The 19,885-nt window shown below is 41.0% G+C and carries 17 protein-coding genes; 13 read left to right on the forward strand and 4 right to left on the reverse strand.

Annotated elements, in window-relative coordinates; all coding sequences use genetic code 11:
• Positions 1 to 12: 12 nt before the first annotated feature.
• The 3 genes from MHH68_RS05235 to MHH68_RS05245 all read left to right on the forward strand — a co-directional run bounded on the left by MHH68_RS05235 (position 13) and on the right by MHH68_RS05245 (position 2,652).
• Positions 13 to 591, forward strand: coding sequence for a competence protein ComK (locus MHH68_RS05235; protein ID WP_339165433.1), 579 nt, complete (start codon positions 13 to 15; stop codon positions 589 to 591).
• Positions 592 to 745: 154 nt separating this feature from the next.
• Positions 746 to 1,852, forward strand: a complete 1,107-nt coding sequence (locus MHH68_RS05240; RefSeq protein ID WP_339165434.1) for a D-TA family PLP-dependent enzyme — start codon at positions 746 to 748, stop codon at positions 1,850 to 1,852.
• Between the two features lie 317 nt (positions 1,853 to 2,169).
• Positions 2,170 to 2,652: a hypothetical protein gene (locus MHH68_RS05245; RefSeq protein ID WP_268466937.1), complete on the forward strand. Its 483-nt coding sequence runs from the start codon at positions 2,170 to 2,172 to the stop codon at positions 2,650 to 2,652.
• A 31-nt stretch (positions 2,653 to 2,683) separates the two neighbouring features.
• On the opposite strand, the gene MHH68_RS05250 is transcribed toward MHH68_RS05245, so the two are convergent.
• The gene (locus MHH68_RS05250) at positions 2,684 to 4,123 is read right to left on the reverse strand and encodes a PLP-dependent aminotransferase family protein (RefSeq protein WP_268498134.1); all 1,440 of its coding nucleotides are present in this window, start codon (positions 4,121 to 4,123) and stop codon (positions 2,684 to 2,686) included.
• Between the two features lie 144 nt (positions 4,124 to 4,267).
• On the opposite strand from MHH68_RS05250, the gene MHH68_RS05255 reads away from it, so the two are divergent.
• The 3 genes from MHH68_RS05255 to MHH68_RS05265 all read left to right on the forward strand — a co-directional run bounded on the left by MHH68_RS05255 (position 4,268) and on the right by MHH68_RS05265 (position 6,995).
• The gene (locus tag MHH68_RS05255) at positions 4,268 to 5,434 is read left to right on the forward strand and encodes an MFS transporter (protein ID WP_339165435.1); all 1,167 of its coding nucleotides are present in this window, start codon (positions 4,268 to 4,270) and stop codon (positions 5,432 to 5,434) included.
• Between the two features lie 64 nt (positions 5,435 to 5,498).
• Positions 5,499 to 5,774, forward strand: a complete 276-nt coding sequence (locus MHH68_RS05260) for a barstar family protein (protein ID WP_058014369.1) — start codon at positions 5,499 to 5,501, stop codon at positions 5,772 to 5,774.
• 252 nt (positions 5,775 to 6,026) lie between these two features.
• Positions 6,027 to 6,995 carry an LCP family protein gene (locus MHH68_RS05265; RefSeq protein WP_339165436.1) on the forward strand — a complete coding sequence of 323 codons (969 nt, stop codon included), beginning with the start codon at positions 6,027 to 6,029 and terminating at the stop codon, positions 6,993 to 6,995.
• Positions 6,996 to 7,062: 67 nt separating this feature from the next.
• On the opposite strand, the gene MHH68_RS05270 is transcribed toward MHH68_RS05265, so the two are convergent.
• Positions 7,063 to 7,425, reverse strand: coding sequence for a hypothetical protein (locus MHH68_RS05270; protein ID WP_003210969.1), 363 nt, complete (start codon positions 7,423 to 7,425; stop codon positions 7,063 to 7,065).
• A 115-nt stretch (positions 7,426 to 7,540) separates the two neighbouring features.
• Here MHH68_RS05270 and MHH68_RS05275 point away from each other — a divergent pair, with 115 nt between their 5' ends.
• Positions 7,541 to 8,194, forward strand: a complete 654-nt coding sequence (locus MHH68_RS05275; protein WP_058014367.1) for a TVP38/TMEM64 family protein — start codon at positions 7,541 to 7,543, stop codon at positions 8,192 to 8,194.
• The gene (gene lepB / locus MHH68_RS05280; protein WP_144462407.1) at positions 8,194 to 8,706 is read left to right on the forward strand and encodes a signal peptidase I; all 513 of its coding nucleotides are present in this window, start codon (positions 8,194 to 8,196) and stop codon (positions 8,704 to 8,706) included. The genes MHH68_RS05275 and lepB overlap by 1 nt, the downstream gene beginning before the upstream one ends.
• Positions 8,707 to 8,741: 35 nt before the next feature.
• Here lepB and MHH68_RS05285 read toward each other — a convergent pair whose 3' ends face one another.
• Positions 8,742 to 9,881, reverse strand: a complete 1,140-nt coding sequence (locus tag MHH68_RS05285) for an AbrB family transcriptional regulator (RefSeq protein WP_339165439.1) — start codon at positions 9,879 to 9,881, stop codon at positions 8,742 to 8,744.
• A 266-nt stretch (positions 9,882 to 10,147) separates the two neighbouring features.
• Here MHH68_RS05285 and MHH68_RS05290 point away from each other — a divergent pair, with 266 nt between their 5' ends.
• From MHH68_RS05290 to MHH68_RS05300, 3 genes are read left to right on the forward strand one after another with little or no spacing between them, the layout of a single operon-like run.
• Complete coding sequence (locus MHH68_RS05290) at positions 10,148 to 10,570, forward strand: BlaI/MecI/CopY family transcriptional regulator (protein ID WP_058014365.1); 423 nt, start codon at positions 10,148 to 10,150, stop codon at positions 10,568 to 10,570.
• Positions 10,563 to 11,402: a M56 family metallopeptidase gene (locus MHH68_RS05295; protein ID WP_339165440.1), complete on the forward strand. Its 840-nt coding sequence runs from the start codon at positions 10,563 to 10,565 to the stop codon at positions 11,400 to 11,402. Before MHH68_RS05290 ends, MHH68_RS05295 begins: the two co-directional genes overlap by 8 nt.
• Before the next feature lie 56 nt (positions 11,403 to 11,458).
• The gene (locus tag MHH68_RS05300) at positions 11,459 to 11,869 is read left to right on the forward strand and encodes a DoxX family protein (RefSeq protein ID WP_058014363.1); all 411 of its coding nucleotides are present in this window, start codon (positions 11,459 to 11,461) and stop codon (positions 11,867 to 11,869) included.
• Between the two features lie 195 nt (positions 11,870 to 12,064).
• Here the strand turns inward: MHH68_RS05300 and MHH68_RS05305 are convergent, their stop codons facing one another.
• A complete protein-coding gene (locus MHH68_RS05305) occupies positions 12,065 to 12,511 on the reverse strand; it encodes a ferritin-like domain-containing protein (RefSeq protein WP_061407295.1) in 447 nt (148 codons plus the stop codon).
• Positions 12,512 to 12,675: 164 nt separating this feature from the next.
• Here MHH68_RS05305 and addB point away from each other — a divergent pair, with 164 nt between their 5' ends.
• Entirely contained in the window at positions 12,676 to 16,185 is a 3,510-nt protein-coding gene (gene addB / locus MHH68_RS05310) for a helicase-exonuclease AddAB subunit AddB (protein ID WP_339165441.1), read from the forward strand.
• Positions 16,163 to 19,861 carry a helicase-exonuclease AddAB subunit AddA gene (gene addA, locus MHH68_RS05315; RefSeq protein WP_339165443.1) on the forward strand — a complete coding sequence of 1,233 codons (3,699 nt, stop codon included), beginning with the start codon at positions 16,163 to 16,165 and terminating at the stop codon, positions 19,859 to 19,861. Before addB ends, addA begins: the two co-directional genes overlap by 23 nt.
• Positions 19,862 to 19,885: the final 24 nt, after the last annotated feature.

The raw sequence follows: 19,885 nt of genomic DNA on the forward strand, positions 1-19,885 counted from the left end.
GGAGGAAATGAAGTGTCAGGAATTAGTGAAACACCTTTAGATTCATACGTCATTAATCAAACAACAATGGCGGTCCTTCCAGTTGAAGAAGGAAAAAGAGTATATTCAAAAGTCATAGAAAGAGAGACAAGCTTTTACGTTGAATTAAAGCCCCTGCAAATTATTGAACGCAGCTGCAGATTCTTCGGCTCAAGCTATGCAGGCAGAAAAGCGGGAACATATGAAGTAACAGGAATATCTCATAAGCCTCCCATTGTAATTGACTCATCCAATCATCTGTATTTCTTCCCAACCTATTCATCCAACCGTCCTCAGTGCGGCTGGATCTCCCACAAATACATTCATACCTTCCAGGAATCATCCCTCGGAGACACGGTGGTCATCTTTACAAATGAGCAAACCGTCAAAATCGATGTCTCATATAAATCTTTTGAGAGTCAGGTACACAGAACAGCGTATCTCCGAACGAAATTTCAAGATCGCCTTGATGGTGGTCTTCCTAAAAAACAAGAATTTATGCTGTATCCAAAGGAACAACAGCTCAACCTTGTATACGATTTTATATTAAGGGAGCTACGGAACAGATATTAACTAAAACCAGCGGCAGTACAGCCGCTGGGCTCCTTATGTTATATCGTCTTCCTTTCTCGAAGAAAAAAACATTGATAATTGCATAATAAATTATATAATTTAAATATAATGTATAAAATTTTATATAATGAGCAGCAGAGAAGGGGATATGATGATGACTTATGATGAACTAGATACACCAGCGCTATTAATTGATAAACAGGTGATGATGGAGAATCTAGCTGCTATGCAGCAATATGCGGACCGTCAGCAAGTCAAACTGCGTCCTCATACGAAAACACATAAAACACCTGGTCTTGCGAAGGTGCAGGAGGAGATGGGCGCCTCTGGCTTAACTGTAGCGAAAGTAGGGGAAGCGGAAGTGATGGCAGCGCATGGGCTGACAGATATTTTTATCGCCAATCAAATTGTAGGTGAGACAAAGCTGAAGCGAATTCGAAAGCTGGCAGAGTCGATACACATTTCATTTGGAATAGATTGTGTAGAGCATGTGCATCAAATTGAAGAGGTTTTTCGAGGAGCAGAGAAAAAAGCGGAGGTTTTAATTGAGATAGAAGTTGGAGAAGAGAGGTCTGGTGTCATTGAAGAGAGTGATTTCTGTCAAATCTTGCAGGCGATAAAAACATGTGACTTTGTTCATTTAAAAGGGATTTTTTCTCATGATGGTCACACATACAAGGCGGAAAGTAAAGCGCATTGTCAGACATTATATGAAGACGCTGTGAATCGAACGCTTCGGTTTGCACAGATTGCAAAAGAAGCAGGCATGCTGCTAGAGGTGGTGAGCATAGGATCAACGCCGCCGTTCTTATTTCAATTTGATATTCCAAAGGGAGTCACCGAAATCAGACCTGGTACTTACATTTTCATGGATGCCTCTCAGTCCAATGTGATCGGCACTTTTTCATATTGCGCAGCAGCCGTCCTGACGACAGTCATTAGTAAGCCAACAAAGACTCGTGTCATTACAGATGTTGGAGCCAAAGGGCTCACGGCACAAACCCGTACAAAAGGTCTGACACAAACAAAAGGACTAGGCAAAGTAAAAGGCTATGATGATGTATTTGTTTCCAGTGTATTTGATGAGCATGCCATCATTTATCACGAAGGCTTCCGTCAGACTGTCCAGATCGGTGAGAAGGTGCAAATCATTCCAAATCATATTTGTCCTGCTGTCAATCTCCATGAAAAAGCCTATCTCATCCAAGATGGTGAAGTAGTCGAAGAGCTTGAAATTGCTTGTAAAGGTAAACTTCAATAAATCAACAGGACAAAGCGACTTTGATGAGGCATCATCATGATGACACGAAAACATCCACCATGACCATGAATTTGTTGAAACCAAATCCATATATCCAGTCGTCTAAAGAGTGTATCGGTAGACTGTTCACCAAATAAATGACAGGGAAATGTGGATCCTTAGACGTATTTTCAAGCAATTCCTCATAAATCACAGAAGTGACACGAGCCGTCTGTTACAATAAAAGAAATCATTTCTTGTAAAGTGTTCGTATGTGGTAAAGGATCCTCCTATTTTGACCGATATGAACGAATGGGAATAGGAAATGGAGGCTCTGTATGAAAAAACAATCGCAATTGATTCTGCTGTTCACTTTGACAGTGACCTTACTAGCAGCCTGCCAGCAAGCAGGTCAATCGCCTTCAAAACAAGACACAAAAGAAGCTGCGTATGAACAATGGGTTCAGCGTTATATGGATGAGTTAAATGAAGCTTATGAGAACATGACCGACCAATTTATTTCAGATGGACAGGGAAAGATCCAAGTAAATAAAAAATTGAAAAAGGCGACGAAAGCCTTTGATCATGTGATTCAAAAGGGGCTTGCTCATCAAGAAGTTCCAGCCGCGTATCAAGAGGCAGATGAACAGTTAAAGACAGGTCTTCATTCATTTGAAAAAGGAATTGGTCAGGTGGAGCAGCTATTAAAGCGCCCAGATCAAGAAAAGCTGTTTATTTCCGCTACTCATCATCTGCAAGATGGATTGCAGAGGGCAACTGCATTTATTGAAGAAGTCGGCCGTATTCAGCAATCAACGTAAAAAAGCTTGGAAGACGGACTTCCAAGCTTTTTTACATATAAAGTATTTGCTTTAAGCGGCGCACACCTTCTTGGATCATGTTTTCGTCCGTACAGGCGAAGCCTAGTAGTAATCCCTTTCGATTGCTCTCAAAACAATAAGGACTTAATGGATAAATGCCAATACCTGCTGCTTTTGCTGCCTCAATACTGCCTTTTTCGTCAAAGTCTGGTGCTCCTTCTAAAAAGACATGAAGACCCGTATCTGTTCCATAAATATGAAAGTGCTTGTCAAATTGTTGTGTTAAAAGGGCATCCATCATGGCAGCCTGTCTTTTTTTATATAGCTGTCTCATTCGCCTGACATATCTCGTGAAGTCTCCTTCTCTGAAAAAAGAGGCGAGTGTGATCTGTTCCATAATGGGTAGCTGCCTTTGAATGAGTGATTGCAAGGAAGCGATTTCTTTTATGACGGCTTTGGAGCCGATAATGGCAGCAAGGCGGATGCCGGGTGCTAGCACTTTGGAGAAGCTTAAGATATAAATCACATGGCCTGATGCTTCTGAAAATAAGGAAGGAAGCGGTCCGCCATGATAACGATAATCTCCATCAAAATCATCCTCTAGTATATAAGACTGATGGCTGACAGCAAATTTTAGCAGCTGCTGCCTTCTGCTCACACTCATACATACACCGGTTGGACGCTGATGGGAGGGTGTCACTGCAATCAGCTTTGTTCTTCGTGGTAATGTATTCACCATCATTCCTTCTTCATCGACGGGCGCGGGATAAATGTTCATTTCACGATGCATAAATGAAAGCCTTGCTCCAGGAAAGCCTGGATCTTCAACAGCTACTGTATCGCCTTTTTTGAGTAATACCTGTGAAATCAAATCAATGGCTTGCTGCGTGCCTCCTGTTAATACGATTTGATCCTCTTCTACATCAATGCCTCGTTCTACAGATAAGTATTGGCGTATTTCTGAACGTACTTCCCATAAACCATGCGGGGAGGAATAGCCCCAATCTTTCATCTCTAATCGCTGTAATGCTTTCATGAGCGAGCGTTTCCATATGTTTTGGAAATGTTCGTCGATGGCTGGTTCCTGATGACGAAAATCAATATCAAGCTTTTCATGAAATTGATTGGCCGACAGCCAGTGGTTCATTTGTTTCTCCGCCTCTTGAAAGTGTGGTCTTACCGGAAGAGGAAAAGGGGGCTCACCTTGATGGGGGGCGGAGGCCGCATAGTGATCACTCGAAATGACCTTCGTACCGCCTCGTCTAGATGTGCTGACATAACCTCTTGCCAGCAGTTCATCATAAGCAAGCTGTATTGTTGATCTTGATACATTGAGCTCCTGTGCTAATACGCGTGTCGGTGTTAACTGATCATGAGGATTCAGTTTTTTGGAATGAATTTGTTGAATGATCCCAGTCACGATTTGCTGCCAGAGCGGGGTCGTACTTGAGCGGTCTAAATAAATATACATCGGACACCTTCTCTCATTGTCACATATAACATGATGATGACACGGAAATATGGAGTGGTCAATAGCGTCATTTTTGGATATAGGAAGTAAGCCAAAAGGTGTGTACACTGTTCTCATATGCTTATGACTAAAGGAGAGAGTGAAATGATCCCTGCATCTAAAGAAGACACTACACACCTATCTATCATTCCATTTACATTCGTTTTATTTGGTCTTTTTATGATTACAACCGCAGTAAATCTGCAGGTGCCCCTTTATACGTTGTATGCCGAACAAGCAGGGTACGGAAAAGCGGCGACAGCCCTTGTATTTGCTGCATATGTCTTCGGACTGATTCCAGTCTTGCTTTTTCTTGGGGGGATATCTGACCGGGCTGGACGTAAACCGGTTTTATTGGTTGCACTTAGTTTTTCATTATGTGCTACCTTATTGATGATCGTACATCCTACCATTCAAATGCTCTTTTTGGCCCGGCTGCTGCAAGGGGTGGGGCTTGGGCTGAGTGTTGGCACATGCACCGCTTATTTAATTGCTTTATATCCAGAAAAGTCAAACTGGATTCCAACGTTTATTGCGTTATGCAGTTCGATTGGCTTTGGGGGCGGTGCTCTTTTTACGGCACTTCTTTCTTTTCAGCATATGACGCTTGCGCCGCTTAGCTATTGGATTGTGCTGGGCTTTTTAATCCTAACGATTGTGGGTGTCTTCTTTTTCGTTCCGCCTGTACAAGGAGATTCAGGTAAACCGATGATGAACATGCCAACATTTCCAAAAGGAACAATGCCAGCGAATGCAGCGATTGCTGTCGCGTGGTCGGTGTGCGGCCTTGTGATTTCGGTTTTGCCAGCACAGCTTAAATTAAATGGATATGAATTATGGGTAGGGCCGGCACTATTTTTAATTAATATGGCAGGTGTCCTGATGCAGCCTTTTGTTCGCAAAATGAATAGCACAGCAGCGCTCCTCGCCGGATTTATTTGTCTTCCATGCGGATACGGCCTCTTGCTAATTGGAGCAAATAGCGGATCCATCATTCTTGTGCTTGCCGGAACGATGCTTGCGGGTACGGCCTGCTATGGATTTACTTATTTAGGTGGTCTTCAGCTGATTGTCGAGAGGGGAAAAAAGGAAGCAGCTAGAGCCGTTGCAGGGTTTTATTTATTTGCCTATTTAGGTCTGGGTCTTCCAAGTGTTTTTGTCGGACTTTTCGCTGATTTGTACGGAACCCAGATGGTGTTAACCGTCTTTTTCTTGGTCGTTTTGGCAGCTTGTCTCATCCTTTTGATCTCAAGTGTCAAGAAACAAAAGTGAGGAGCCTGGCTTTTTCTTTTTCCTTCCATTCGTTTAAAATAAAGGTATGAGAGGGGAAGATGACATGAAAAAAGTGCAGCTGGACGGTGCATCGTGCAGGTCGCAAGAAGAGCTTCATGACCAACTAAAAACAGTTTTACACCTTCCTGACTACTACGGGAAAAATCTTGATGCCCTATGGGACTGTTTGACAGGAGAAGTAAATCTGCCAGTAAAGCTGACATGGGTGAATTTTGACACGAGCAAGGACGCTCTTGGCGAGTATGCAGAAAACGTAAAGCAGTTATTTCAAGAAGCAGAAGAGGAATTGAAGGGACAATTTCAAGTGAGCATTCAATAATGGTGAAAAAGCAGCCGACATTAGAGGTTGCTTTTTTTCTGATTCTCACCTGCGATGATATGGATAGACAATGCTAACTACACAGAATCATTTAAAAAGAATACTACTAGCAGAAAAGCATGGGTTATCTGAGTTTTACAAGTTTTTAATTGTGGGTTCATAAAAATAAGTTGCGTGTAGGAAACTTTCATCAAAATATGTTATAGTGGAACCTACATTGATAGACTAAGATAGAGTGAGGGTTCGGAAAGGATGAAGGAAAAAACTAGAGCAAAAACAAGATCCAAAAGAAGGCTGAGACCTTGGGTGAAAGCAGTGCTGTTTATCATGGCTTTTGTCATGGTGATGGCAGTATCCGTAACAGGATATGCCTACTTTAAAATTTCAAAAGCGTCAGATAAGGCGCAAGTGTCATTAGAAAGAGGAGACACCTCGCAAAAGCGTGTAAAAGCTTTTGATCCAGGAAAGGACAACTTCTCGGTGCTCTTGCTTGGAATTGACAGCCGTCCAGGTGAAACGGTAGACGAAGCACGAAGTGATGCGGTCTTACTGGCGGCGGTGAACCGAACAGAGAAAACCATCAAGCTCCTTAGTATTCCTCGTGATTCTTATGTTGATATACCAGGAAGAGGATATGATAAAATCGCCCACGCCCATGCATTTGGAAGTGCAGATTTGTCAGTCAAAACGGTCGAAAATTTGCTGAATATCCCTGTAGACTATGTGATTTCAGGGAACTTTAAGGCGTTTCAAGACATTGTAGATGAGCTAAACGGAATTGACGTCACGATTGAAGATGAAGGTATCGCAAAACAAATGGAAAAGGACTCAAAAGGGAAAGTTCATGTGCAAACAGGTACACATACGTTAAATGGTGAAGAAGCATTAGCGTTTGTAAGAACGAGAAAGGCAGACAGTGACCTCATGCGCGGGAAGCGCCAAATGGAAGCACTTCAAGCCATCTTTGAAAAGTCTAAATCCATTTCTTCGATCCCATCCTATGACAACATCATTGATACACTTGGTGATAATGTTTCAACCAATCTGTCAATGAAGCAGTTTATCGGCCTTTTCCCGTTATTGAGCTCATTGAAATCAGTGGATACCATTCAGCTAAAGGGCCATGATTATCAGCCTGGGAATGTGTATTACTTTGAGTTAGATGGCGCTGGATTAGAAGAAGTGAGAACAGAGCTGAGAGAACAGCTTGAATTATCATAATATGTAGGAGCCTGCCGCTGTGGCAGGCTTTTTGCTTTGAATGGAGACGCGCGACAATGAAGCAAATTCAATTCGCTTGATGAAGAAAATACCGAGTCAGCAGTTCCTCTACCCGGTGACGTATACGTGGATTAAAGTATTTATGTTTTTCTTCATAGCCATCCATGATAAATAGATACGTTGTAAATCCTTCATCGTGTTCAATTTGCTGTACCTTCATTTTTTCTTTACGTAAATGCTGCTTTAGTTCATAAAGTGCTTTCTGTGCTTCCTTTAAGGCGGAGGTCACTAGCTGAATGTATGGTTCATTTAGTTTAAATGTTTGATGTTGTTTTAAGTGAGTCAAATCACGATTGAGGATGGAGACGACCATTGGAAGAAAGATGGCCTGTTCCATCATCTGAAGCTGTATTCTTGATAGTCTCGTCATGTCCAAGCCTGCTTTCTTTCTTAATAGAACACATGTTCTTGTTTATTATATCGAATGAGTCAAATAATCTCAAGGGGGGGGATTCATTTGTATATTTTTATGTTTTCCATGTAAAATGAAAAGTAGACAAACCTTGAAGGAGTCAAACAAGTTGACATCATTTCTTTCCCTATTTACTCACGAAAATATCACATCATTTTTTGAGAGCTACAAGGCCTTTGGACCGATTGTCGCCATATTGCTCCCTTTAATAGAAGCATTTCTTCCGTTTTTACCACTCGTTGCGTTTGCTGTAGCAAATGCAAATGCATTCGGCCTGTGGGAAGGCTTTTTATTGACCTGGATTGGCGCAAGTGCAGGGTCTATTCTTGTCTTTTTGCTGATTAGAAAATTTGGACGAATGAGAATGCTCAACTTTATTAGCAGGCATCCTTCCATTAAAAAATTAATGCTTTGGGTGGAGAAGCGGGGATTTGGTCCATTATTTATTTTACTTTGCTTTCCTTTCACACCCTCTGCTGCCGTCAATGTTGTAGCTGGTTTATCAAGAATTAGCTTTTGGCAATTCTCATTAGCTACTTTATCTGGTAAGTGTGTCATGCTTTTTATCATTAGTTTTATTGGGTATGATCTCTCTGCTTTAGTTAAGAATCCGTTAAGAAGTGTTTTTGCGGTTCTAGTTATTGCAGTATTATGGTATGTTGGAAAGAGAGTAGAAAATAGGTTAAACATTCGAATGAGTAAACGTGAGGACAAAGGAGGCTCTTAATGAAAAAGAAGCCATTGCTATGGTTGATGATTATTACAGGCATCGTCTTATTGTTCCAAGTAAAGAATTTCATGTTTGTCACATACAAAGTAGAAGGGGTTAGTATGGACCCAACTTTTACAGATGGAACAGAATTATTAATCAATAAGTTCTCGCCAAAACTCACGAAAATTAGCCGGTTTGATTATGTATTATTTCACGGACCTAAAAATCAAATCTTGATCAAGCGGGTCATTGGACTCCCAGGAGAAACGATCAAGTATGAAGATGATCAGTTATTTGTCGATGGTGAAAAAAAGAAGGAACCTTATTTAAAAGAGCAGAAACAACATAAAATGGGGAACGTTCTAACAGGGGATTTTCAGCTGAAAGCCATCACAGGAGAAGATAAAATTAAAAGCAATCATTACTTTGTGGTCGGAGATAACCGAATACATAGCTTCGACAGCCGGCATTTTGGCACCATTTCAAAGGATCAAGTTGTTGGTGTCAAAAGGAATACCAGCGAATAAAAAAAGGCGCTCTGCATATGCAAAGCGTCTCTTTTTTATTTTGCGGCTTTATAATCAGGCTGCCTTTTTGCCCATACATGATGTAAGAACCGGAAAAACGGTGGCAGCATTGCAATGACGAGAATAATTCTGACGACTTGTACAGCCACAACAAAGGTAGAATCCTCGTGCAGTGTGACTGCTGTTGTTGCCATTTCTGCAATACCGCCAGGCGAAAAAGCAAGAATGGCTGTAATGACAGAAATACCTGTGATCTCAGCGATGGCAATAGAGCTGAGGACAGTTGCAGCAATGAGTCCAGCTGAGCTGACGACAGCCACAATGAGAGTGTTTTTTAGCCCGACAAACATCTGTTTATTCATTTTTGAACCGATGGTTGCACCTAGAAATACTTGAGACGCAATGTTCGCTTGTGCCGGCCAATAAGGAATCAAATCATAACCTATGAGCGCGCCCGCACCAACTTGAAGAGCTGCGACGCCTAGCATACTGCCGATCAGCCAAGGGGCAGGAAAATGAAGACGAACTGCTAGGCGTGACATGAGCCAGGCACCTAAAATAAGCGCAGCGGTCCAAGAGATGTTTGAAAGGGTGAAAACGCCCGAAGAAAAAGCGCTCCCTTGCGTAACTACAGCCGCATCCGCTTGGTTTTTTGTATTTAAATAAAACACTGTAAAGGGGATAGTGAGTACAACCATTAATACACGTATCGTTTGCACGAGACTCACAACAGCTGTATTGGCTCCCACCTCTTGGGCAATCCCCGGCATAGCGGATAAACCGCCGGGGGCAGTTCCGACAAAGCTTGTCAGCATATCAGTTTTGCTCAGCTTCCATAAGACAAAGCCTGAGAGCATCGCCAGTAGAATAGAAAAGATGAGCATGAAACTCACAGGGAGCCAATTTTCAGCGAAAATGTGAAGGACCTTCATATTCATTTTCTGTCCGAGTTCAATTCCGAGAATGGATTGACCAAGGAGCAGCCATCTGCTGTGAATACGTAAGGTGCTGGTTCCTTTACGCTGAAACAGGGTGGGGCGGCGCATCGCAATAAAAGCTGCGGTGATTAATGTACCTACCATCCAGCCAATAGACATACCTGTTAAAGACAAAAGAAATCCACCTAAACCGCTTGTCGCAATGAGAATGAGATCGGTTCGAAGGCCTTGTTTCATTACATGTAAACCTTCTTCCTATATGTTTGTTCAGTAAGTGAAATGTTGTTAACTTCACTATAATACAAAAGTCTCTATAAATAAAATACGAATTTTTTCACCATTTACATAAGATTATCTTATCACTAAATGATTAGTACATTTTTATAAAGAAAGATATAATTTTTACCAAAAACAAAGTCAATATACAACGATTTTCCCCTATTTTTGTTATCAGTTGACTATCATTTTCAATTACACTACACTACTTAGTGTGAGGTGATAACATGAAAATTCCTTCTTTTAAATATAATGAAAAGGGATTGAATCGCTTTTTTGGTCCTTTAGAGGGGAGAATTATGGAGATCCTTTATGATGGTGAGGATATGCCGATTAAAGAGGTGCAGCAAAAGCTGTCAGATGAGAAGCCGATTAATTTCAACACAGTGATGACTGTGTTGAACCGCTTAACCGAAAAGGGAATTGTGGAGAAAAAAACAAAAGGGCGCTCATCTATTTATAATCCTATTTTAACAAAAGAAGAATTTCTAAATGAGCAAACAAAATGGATTACACAAGGATTGATGGACGATTTCGGTCCGCTGGCAGTCAATCATATGGTGGATGCAATTGAAAGTGCTGACCCTGAATTGCTCAAAGTGCTTGAAGCAAGGCTAGCGTCTAAAAAAGAGGAGCAGCAAAATGAATAAAATGAAGTCGAGTCTGCTGTTTTTAGGCGGTATATTGATTGGTCTAACGATTTTTTATCAGATGGGGTATTATGTGCTATCAAGCTTTTTTGGCTGGAATCAAGCATATAATCTGATTCATGTATGCCAGTCTGTGCTCGAATTCTATGGATTCACTCCTTTAAAATACTTTCTGGATGCCTTAGTCCTTTCCACATTGGGTTTTGCGATTTTCTATATGGCAAAGCAAATCAGAAAGTACATTCAATTCAAACGACATATGATGCTCGCAGTCGAACAACCGTCAACCGAATCTCTGTCAGAGAAATATCAAAACGATATCATTGTATTTCATTGTCATGAACCGCTTGCTTTTGCAATGGGGATGCTTCACCCAAAGGTTTATTTATCAACAGCTCTCATAGACATGCTGGATGAAGAAGAGATTGACGCTGTAGTTCATCATGAATTGCATCACAAATACAGCTATGATCCTTTGAAGGCTTTTATGTTCTCAATGCTCACAAAAGTCATTTGGTACATTCCAGTGTTAAAGCATATGAGACAAAGCTACTCTGTTTTTCGTGAAGTGATTGCAGATGACTATGCCATTCAGAAGACAGGCACTGAGCTTGGAGTAGGGCAGGCCCTTTTGAAACTGGTTAAAAAAAGAACCCAGTTTCAAAAACAAACAAAGTTTGCGGTGTCCTTTGGGGATCGGGCATTGAATTTAAGAATACAAAAAATCTTAAATCCAACTTACAATATTCCTTTTAATGTACCAATGATTCCAATCGTCACTTCAGCCATTCTGATGGTGATCTTGATAATTATGCTCAACCTTAATTACTAATTTTTTTACTTATTAACATTACATTGTGTAGTGTAAAAACAGGAGGAAATCACTATATGAAAACAAATCAAGAAATAGGAACACTTTTTGTACGCGTTATTTTAGGGATTATTTTCTTTTTACATGGGCTTCAGGCATATCAAGGAGGGCTGGGAGGTACAGCAGCATTCTTCGGGCAAATCGGTGTACCTGAATTTATGGCCTATATTGTGAAGACAATTGAGCTGGTCGGTGGTATCGCCTTGATTTTAGGTCTAGGAACTCGAGTTATCGCAGCATTATTTGTACCAATTATGGCAGTAGCAATTATCACTGTTGGTTTTTCTAGAGGATTTGTAGGTGGTTATGAATTTGAACTTTCGCTTCTCGTCATGGCGCTTTATTTAACTCTCAGCGGCAGTAAGCTGCTATCAATTGATGGGATTCTCAAGCATCAGCAGCAAAGCAATGAAGCAAAATTTCATTAAAAGATCATAAAAACTCCTTCTGCTCTTTGTGGCAGAGGAGTTTTTTTAATGATCGAATTCTCATTTTCTCGTTTGAAAATGAGGAAGGGATGGGAGGCTTTGCTACATTTAGCGCTTTCTTTGACAGTTTGAATGAACGAAATATCGATTTCATCTTTTGACGGAACATATGCTCTCCTATTAAAATAGGACTATCTATGATACATGGTGCGTTAAAAGATATAGAAACCATACAGCGTGCTGCTGCTCATCTTGAGCGATACGTTTCATTAGCTCTTTTGTTCCTTGATCTCGGACATAGTCTGATACGCTTAAGTAAAAATCAACCGTTTTTTGTTCATCTTTAAAAGCAAACAGAAGCCCTTCTCTGAATTGGTCTGGACAAGGTTCTGTTACGCTTGGTTTGTGATTTTTACCTGTTAAAGAATAATATAGCTTTGAAAATAGTTGATAGTGTCTGACTTCATCCTGACGTATTTCTTGAATGATCTTTTTTGCTTCAGGATTTTTTGCTTTTTGGGCAAGTTTTTCGTAGCACTGGATCGCAGAATATTCACCATTGATCGCCTTCTCAAGGTCTGAAATGATTCTTGTGTTTTGGCGCATGTCATAAGGCGAGTAGTCATAGTAACCGTAATACATGATATTGCCAGCCTCCTTTATGTTCATGATGGTTTATGATATGAAAAGAGTGAGGAAAGGTGCCTATGTTTTTTTCAGAAAGGAGAATGGGAACGTGATCGGAAAATAGCTATTTACCTTTATTTTCGCTAGAATATGAGTACATAAGAAAGGTGTTGTGGAACGTGGAGATTCAGTTTTTAGCAGGCAGATCGGGGAGTGGAAAAACGACTGCAATCTTAGAGGAAATCAAAGAACAGCTTCGGCTTGATCCGTTGGGTCCGCCAATCATTTTTTTAGTCCCGGATCAAATGACATTTTTAATGGAATATGAGCTTGCGAAAACGTCTGAAGCCGGTGGAATGATCAGAGCTAAAGTTTTTAGTTTTACTCGTCTTGCTTGGTCTATTTTACAGCAGACTGGTGGAGCGAACCGGCAATTTGTGACAAGCACAGGAATTCAAATGCTTTTAAGAAAAGTGATTGAAGAGCAGAAAGACAAGTTTAAAGTATTCAAAAAAGCCAGTGATAAGCCAGGGTTTGTGGAGCAAATCGAAAAAACGATGGCTGAATTCAAAAGATACTGTATGCCGCCTGAGGAAATTGAGAAAATTTCAGTGGAAAGCATGCATTCAGAGTATACAGAAGAAAGACGGGCAGCCGAAAAATTGCATGATCTCCATGTTCTTTATCAGCAGATGGAGGAGCATTTACAAGATGAATATGTGCACTCAGAAGACTATTTGACTCTTCTTGCCCAGCAAATTCCTTCAGCTGAAGAAATAAAAGGAGCACATATTTATATCGATGGTTTTTATCAATTTACACCGCAGCAGCTTCTTGTCATTGAACAGCTCTTGCTCCATGCAGCAAAAATAACTGCGGCTTTCACAGTAGATCGATCCTATCATGATAGGCAGCCAAATGAACTTGATTTATTTCGTATGACAGGTAAAACGTATTTCCAGCTCTATCAGCTTGCTAAAGAGTGCGGAGCTGACATTTCTGAAACCATTTTTGAAAGAAATCATCGGCACCTTTATACACCAGATCTTGCTTATTTAGAACACCAATATGAGCAGCGGCCAGTACAGCCATATCAGGAAAACACCCCTCATCTCACAGTGTCTAAAAGTGCAAATAAACGAGCTGAAATTGAGGGAGTAGCGAGAGACATCCTTGATTTAGTGAGAGAAAAAGGACTCAGACTCCGAGATATCTCGATTGTAGCGAGGCATGTAGACGACTATAAAGATACGTTAAAAGAGGTTTTTCGAGATTACGACATTCCTTTTTTTATTGATGGAAATGAATCGATGCAGTATCATCCGCTCATTGAATTGATTCGTTCGAGCTTGGATGTCATAAAAGGAAATTGGCGGTATGAGGCGGTATTTCGCTGCGTGAAAACAGAGTTCTTATTTCCGCTTGAAATCACTAAGAACAAAGCGAGAGAGCAGGCAGATCAGCTCGAAAACTATTGTATTGCTTATGGTGTGAAAGGAGAGCGCTGGACAAATGGTTCCCGGTTTCATTACAGGCGCTTCCAATCATTAGATGAGGATTTCAGGCAAACAGATCAAGAAATCGAAATGGAACAAATGCTAAATGATGTCAAAGAATGGATCACGCCCCCGCTTTACCAGTTGCAGAAAAGACTTAAAAAAGCGCAAAAGGTAAGGGACATGGTAGAGGCTGTCTATGTCTTTTTAGAAGAGATACAAGTACCAGACAAGCTTGAAAAAGCGAGGCTTGAGGCTGAAGAAGCAGGTCGATTAGCTGAAGCAATGCAGCACGGGCAAGTATGGGATGCTGTGATTCAATTAATGGATGAATTTGTTGACATGCTAGGTGACGAAGAGCTCTCATTTCCTTTATTCCAACAGATGATAGATACAGGATTAGCTTCTCTAAAATTCGCTTTGATTCCGCCTTCACTCGATCAAGTATTTATCGGAAGTATGGATTTATCCAGAATGTATCAAGTGAAGTGTACGTTTATCATTGGTGTAAACGATGGCGTTATTCCCGCACGCCCCTCTGATGAGAGTGTATTGTCTGAGGATGACCGAGAATGGTTAAAACGAGCAGGAGCAGAGCTGGCAGAGACAGGAAAAGAACGGCTGCTAGATGAGCAATTTTTAATTTACCAAGCGTTATCAAGTCCATCCCATCATTTGTATCTATCCTATGCGGCTTCTGATGCAGAAGGACGTTCTTTATTGCCTTCAACACTCATCAAGTATTGCCAAGAGCTTATGCCAAATCATCAGCACGCTCTTTATGTGTTAGATCCAGAACAGCTGGAAGACAATGAGCAATTAAAATTTGTAGCGAATGAGCATGTTTCGTTGTCGTATACTGTCTCACAGCTGCAGCAATGGCTCAATCAATATCCCATTAGCGGTGTATGGTGGAGTGTCTATAACTACTTAATGACATCTCCTAATCGGGATGTATCAAAAAACATCATGTCAAGTTTGTTCTTTACAAATCGAGCGAAGCCTTTAAAGCAAAATGTCACAAAAGAGCTTTACGGTGATCATATTCAGGGCAGTGTTTCAAGAATGGAGAAATTCAATGCGTGTGCATTTTCTCACTTTGCTTCCCACGGCTTAAAACTTAAGGATCGACAATTTTACAAATTGGAAGCACCCGATATCGGCCAGTTGTTTCACTCGGCTTTGAAGCATATTTCAGATACGCTAGTTGAACAAAAAAAGGATTGGAAAAACCTAACGAAGGAAGATTGTGTCACCTATTCAAGACATGCAATCGAACAGCTTGCTCCGCGTCTTCAAAAGGAAATTCTATTAAGCTCTAATCGGCATGCTTATATTAAAGAAAAGCTCCAGAAAATCCTAATTCGAGTCTCTTCTATATTAAGTGAACATGCCAAAGTGAGTGGATTTTCTCCAGTAGGGCTTGAGTTAGGTTTCGGGGGGCAAGGACCTTTGCCGCCGTTTACTTTTCAATTAAAGAATGGCTGCACGATGGAACTTGTCGGAAGAATTGACAGGGTAGATAAAGCAGAAGGTTCAAAAGGGCTGCTTTTAAGAATCGTCGATTACAAATCCAGTGAGAAAGGTCTTGACCTAGCAGAAGTATACTATGGTCTTGCCTTGCAAATGCTCACATACTTAGACCTAACCATTACGTATTCGAAAGAGTGGCTCGGCGTAGAAGCAACGCCTGCTGGCATTTTATATTTCCATATTCATGATCCGCTCATTCAAGCACCAATTCCGCTTGCAGAAGATGAAATTGAGCAGGAAATATACAATAAATTTAAAATGAAGGGTTTATTGCTTGAAGATGTGGAAGCAGTAAAGCTAATGGATCAAACGCTTGATTCAGGTAGATCGCAAGTCATTCAAGCTGGCTTGAAAAAGGATGGGTCTTTCCGTTCTGATTCGGCAGTTTTAAGTGAAGATCATTTCCATATACTCACACAACACGTTCGGCGTACATTTGAAGAAGCAGGTGAAAGAATTACAAATGGAGAGGTCACAATTAATCCATATAAATTAAAGGATCAAACACCTTGCCGCTTTTGTTCTTTCAAGTCTATTTGCCAATTCGATGAATCAATAGAAGATAATGATTTTAGAGTGCTCACCTCTGAAAAGGACGATGTTGTGATAGACCGGATCAAAAAAGAAGGGGATCAGTATGCAAATACCAAAACCGAATAACAGTACGTGGACGGATGACCAGTGGGAAGCCATCGTTTCAGAAGGACAAGATATCTTGGTTGCGGCGGCGGCAGGGTCGGGTAAAACAGCTGTTTTGGTTGAACGCCTGATTCGAAAAATGACCCGGCCTGAACTTCCAGTTGATGTGGACCGTCTGCTTGTTGTAACTTTCACAAATGCTTCTGCGGCAGAGATGAAGCATCGGATCACAGAAGCACTTGAAAAAGAATTAGCCAAAAACCCTGGGTCTCTTCATATGAGAAGGCAGCTGTCCCTCATGAATCGAGCCAATATTTCAACCTTGCACTCCTTTTGCTTGCAGGTTTTGCGCACCTTTTACTATGAAATTGATCTTGATCCAGGCTTTCGTTTGGCCGATCAAACAGAAGGAGAACTATTAGGAGATGAAGTGTTAGATGAACTGTTTGAGGATGAATATAAGGCTGGAAAGCCATCATTCTTTGAACTGGTTGACCGTTACACGTCTGACCGTCACGACTTAGATTTGCAATGGCTCGTGAAGAGAATTTATGAGTTTTCAAGATCGCATCCATCCCCTGAGCAATGGATGCGGGCATTTCTTTCACTTTATGATGTAGATGCTCAAACAAAAGTAGAAGAATTACCGTTTTATCCATATATCAAAGAAGATCTTTCTCTCGTTCTCCGGAGCTGTCAGGAGCTGCTTGAACGAGCTCTTTCGCTATCAAAAGAGCCGGGTGGCCCAGCACCGAGAGCAGAGAATTTTATAGATGATTTAGAGCAAGTCAATGAATTAATCCGTCATCAAGATGATTTTGAGAAACTTTATGAGCTTTTGCCGAACGTCAATTTTAAAAGGCTCAAAACGTGCAAAGGGGACGAATATGACCCTGCTTTATTAGAAAAAGCCACAGATGCACGTAATCAAGCGAAAAAACAATTAGAAAAACTAAAAGATGAATACTTCATGCGCAGTCCTGCCCAGCATTTAAAAAGCTTAGCTGAAATGAAGCCAGTTGTGGAGACGCTTGTAGAGCTTGTGATCCAATTTGGTGAGCGTTTTGAAAGAGCGAAGCAGGAAAAGTCAATTGTTGACTTTTCGGATTTAGAGCACTATTGCTTACGCATTTTAGCGGAGCAGGATGCAGAAGGACATTTGATTGAAACAGAAGCTGCCAAGTACTATCAACAGCAGTTTGAAGAAGTGCTCGTTGATGAATATCAGGATACAAACCTTGTACAAGAAACCATTTTAAAGCTTGTATCTAAAGGAGAACATTCTGCAGAGGGCAATCTGTTTATGGTTGGTGATGTAAAGCAGTCTATTTATCGTTTTAGGCTGGCAGAGCCTATGCTCTTTTTAAACAAATATAAACACTTTCAACCAGACGGCAAAGAAACAGGGAAGAGAATCGATTTGAATAAAAACTTCCGCAGCCGTTCAGATGTTTTAGATAGTACGAACTTTTTGTTCAAGCAGCTGATGGGGGAAACAGTTGGAGAAATTGAATATGATGAACAAGCTGAATTAAAGCTTGGAGCGAGTTATCCAGAAAGCAAAGATACAACGACAGAAATGCTTCTTGTCCACTTAGATCAGCAGGAAGCAGAAACCGGCGAAGAGCGAGAAGAGCTCGAGACCGTCCAATTTGAAGCGAGAATCATTGCTAAAAAAATAAAAGAATTAGTGGAGCAGCCATTTCAAGTGTACGATGCAAAGCAGCAAATGACCCGTAACTTACAGTATCGTGACATTGTCATTTTGCTTCGATCTATGCCGTGGGCTCCACAAATGATGGAGGAATTAAAGAAGCAGGGAATCCCCGTATATGCCAATCTTTCCTCTGGTTATTTTGAAGCAACAGAGGTGTCTGTCATTCTTTCTTTGTTAAAAGTCATCGATAATCCATATCAGGATATCCCGCTTGCTGCTGTTTTAAGATCACCTCTTGTTCATTTAGATGAAAATGAATTGGCTCTGATTCGAACAAGTGATAAAAAAGGCACGTATTATGATGCTGTAAAGGCATTTATGAGTGTGACGCATTCTGATCACCCTACATGCAAAAAGCTAGAGCGATTTTTCCAATTCCTGCGCAAGTGGCGTGATTTTTCTATCAATCATTCGGTGGCAGAATTAATTTGGGAAGTCTACCGTGACACGCAGTATCTTGATTATGTTGGCGGGATGCCTGGAGGTAAGCAGCGGCAGGCGAATCTTCGTGCCCTTTATGACAGGGCCAAGCAATATGAAAAAGCTGCCTTTAGAGGGCTATTCCGATTCCTTCGTTTTATTGAAAGAATGCAGGAGCGTGGGGATGATCTTGGTGCGGCAAAAACGTTCAGTGAAACAGAGGACGTTGTGCGTATGATGACGATCCACAGCAGTAAAGGATTAGAATTTCCAGTCGTCTTTACCGCAGGACTCGGCAGGAACTTTAATATGATGGACTTAAACCAGTCCTATTTACTTGATAAAGAACTAGGGTTTGGAAGCAAGTACATCCATCCTGAACTGAGAATTAGTTATGCGACATTACCGCTTGTGGCGATGAAAAAAAAGATGAGAAAAGAGTTATTATCTGAAGAGCTGAGAGTCCTATATGTGGCACTCACAAGGGCTAAAGAAAAATTATTTCTGGTCGGCTCTGTCAAAAATCAGGTGAAAGCATTAAGTAAATGGCAAAATGCCGCAACCGGAGAAGAGTGGCTGCTTCCTGATTTTGAACGGTATCAATCAAAAACATACTTAGATTTCATTGGACCTGCCCTCATCCGTCATCAAGCGATGGCATCTGTTTTAGAAGAAGCAGGAGATGTTGTTCTTTCACATCCGTCTACATTCACTATCTCATTTACGCAAGCTTCTGATCTTTTAACGGAAGATATGTCACTTGAAAAGAAGGAGCAAGACGAGATTGTACAAGCATTGATGGATGGTCTGCCTGTTGAAGGATATGGTGATGCTGATGAGAAGGTGGCAGAGAGGCTCTCATGGAAATATCCGTATCTAGCGGCCTCGCAAGTCGGCACAAAGCAGTCAGTTTCCGAGATAAAAAGAATGAAAGAAATACAGGATGAGTACAGTGTTCCTTCTTCTATTCGAAAAGCTCGTGCAACATTGTATGACCGGCCGGCTTTCATGAAGAAAAAAACACTCACTGCCGCAGAGCAAGGCACCGCAATGCATACAGTGATGCAGCATATCCCGCTTCCTTCTGAGGAGCCTTATGATGAATCACAGATAGGACACTTGCTCGAATCTTTACAGCAGCGAGATTTGCTAACAGATGAGCAGATCCGGTCAATTAATCAAGAAGGAATTGCATCTTTCTTCTCTACTTCAATTGGCCAAAAACTGCTAAAAGCGGACTGGGTGAAACGAGAGGTGTCTTTTAGTATGGTGTTACCTGTTAAAGAGGTATACCGTCATATAGATACTGAGGGAGAGCCTGTTCTGATTCAAGGAATGATTGACTGTTTATTTGAAACAGATGGAAAGCTATATTTACTAGATTATAAAACTGATAGAGTACAAGGCAGATATACAGTTGACGCTGCTGAATCGATCTTGAAAAAGCGTTATGAAACCCAAATAGCATTATATGCAAAAGCTGTAGAGCGTTTGACAAACAGAACATTAGAGGAGAAAATTCTTTATTTCTTCGATGGGAATTTAGAAATCTCTTTATAAATGTATCGAAATGAGAGGTGAATC

This window comes from Bacillus sp. FSL K6-2841 (assembly GCF_037976435.1).
In the GTDB taxonomy this organism is placed as follows: Bacteria; Bacillota; Bacilli; order Bacillales; family Bacillaceae; genus Bacillus; species Bacillus pumilus.

Coding starts and splice junctions, on each gene's coding strand:
- MHH68_RS05240 (WP_339165434.1), top strand. CDS start 746: ATGACTTATGATGAACTAGATACACCAGCGCTATTAATTGATAAACAG.
- MHH68_RS05245 (WP_268466937.1), top strand. CDS start 2,170: ATGAAAAAACAATCGCAATTGATTCTGCTGTTCACTTTGACAGTGACC.
- MHH68_RS05250 (WP_268498134.1), bottom strand. CDS start 4,123: ATGTATATTTATTTAGACCGCTCAAGTACGACCCCGCTCTGGCAGCAA.
- MHH68_RS05255 (WP_339165435.1), top strand. CDS start 4,268: ATGATCCCTGCATCTAAAGAAGACACTACACACCTATCTATCATTCCA.
- MHH68_RS05260 (WP_058014369.1), top strand. CDS start 5,499: ATGAAAAAAGTGCAGCTGGACGGTGCATCGTGCAGGTCGCAAGAAGAG.
- MHH68_RS05265 (WP_339165436.1), top strand. CDS start 6,027: ATGAAGGAAAAAACTAGAGCAAAAACAAGATCCAAAAGAAGGCTGAGA.
- MHH68_RS05270 (WP_003210969.1), bottom strand. CDS start 7,425: ATGACGAGACTATCAAGAATACAGCTTCAGATGATGGAACAGGCCATC.
- MHH68_RS05275 (WP_058014367.1), top strand. CDS start 7,541: ATGAAAAGTAGACAAACCTTGAAGGAGTCAAACAAGTTGACATCATTT.
- lepB (WP_144462407.1), top strand. CDS start 8,194: ATGAAAAAGAAGCCATTGCTATGGTTGATGATTATTACAGGCATCGTC.
- MHH68_RS05285 (WP_339165439.1), bottom strand. CDS start 9,881: ATGAAACAAGGCCTTCGAACCGATCTCATTCTCATTGCGACAAGCGGT.
- MHH68_RS05290 (WP_058014365.1), top strand. CDS start 10,148: ATGAAAATTCCTTCTTTTAAATATAATGAAAAGGGATTGAATCGCTTT.
- MHH68_RS05295 (WP_339165440.1), top strand. CDS start 10,563: ATGAATAAAATGAAGTCGAGTCTGCTGTTTTTAGGCGGTATATTGATT.
- MHH68_RS05300 (WP_058014363.1), top strand. CDS start 11,459: ATGAAAACAAATCAAGAAATAGGAACACTTTTTGTACGCGTTATTTTA.
- MHH68_RS05305 (WP_061407295.1), bottom strand. CDS start 12,511: ATGTATTACGGTTACTATGACTACTCGCCTTATGACATGCGCCAAAAC.
- addA (WP_339165443.1), top strand. CDS start 16,163: ATGCAAATACCAAAACCGAATAACAGTACGTGGACGGATGACCAGTGG.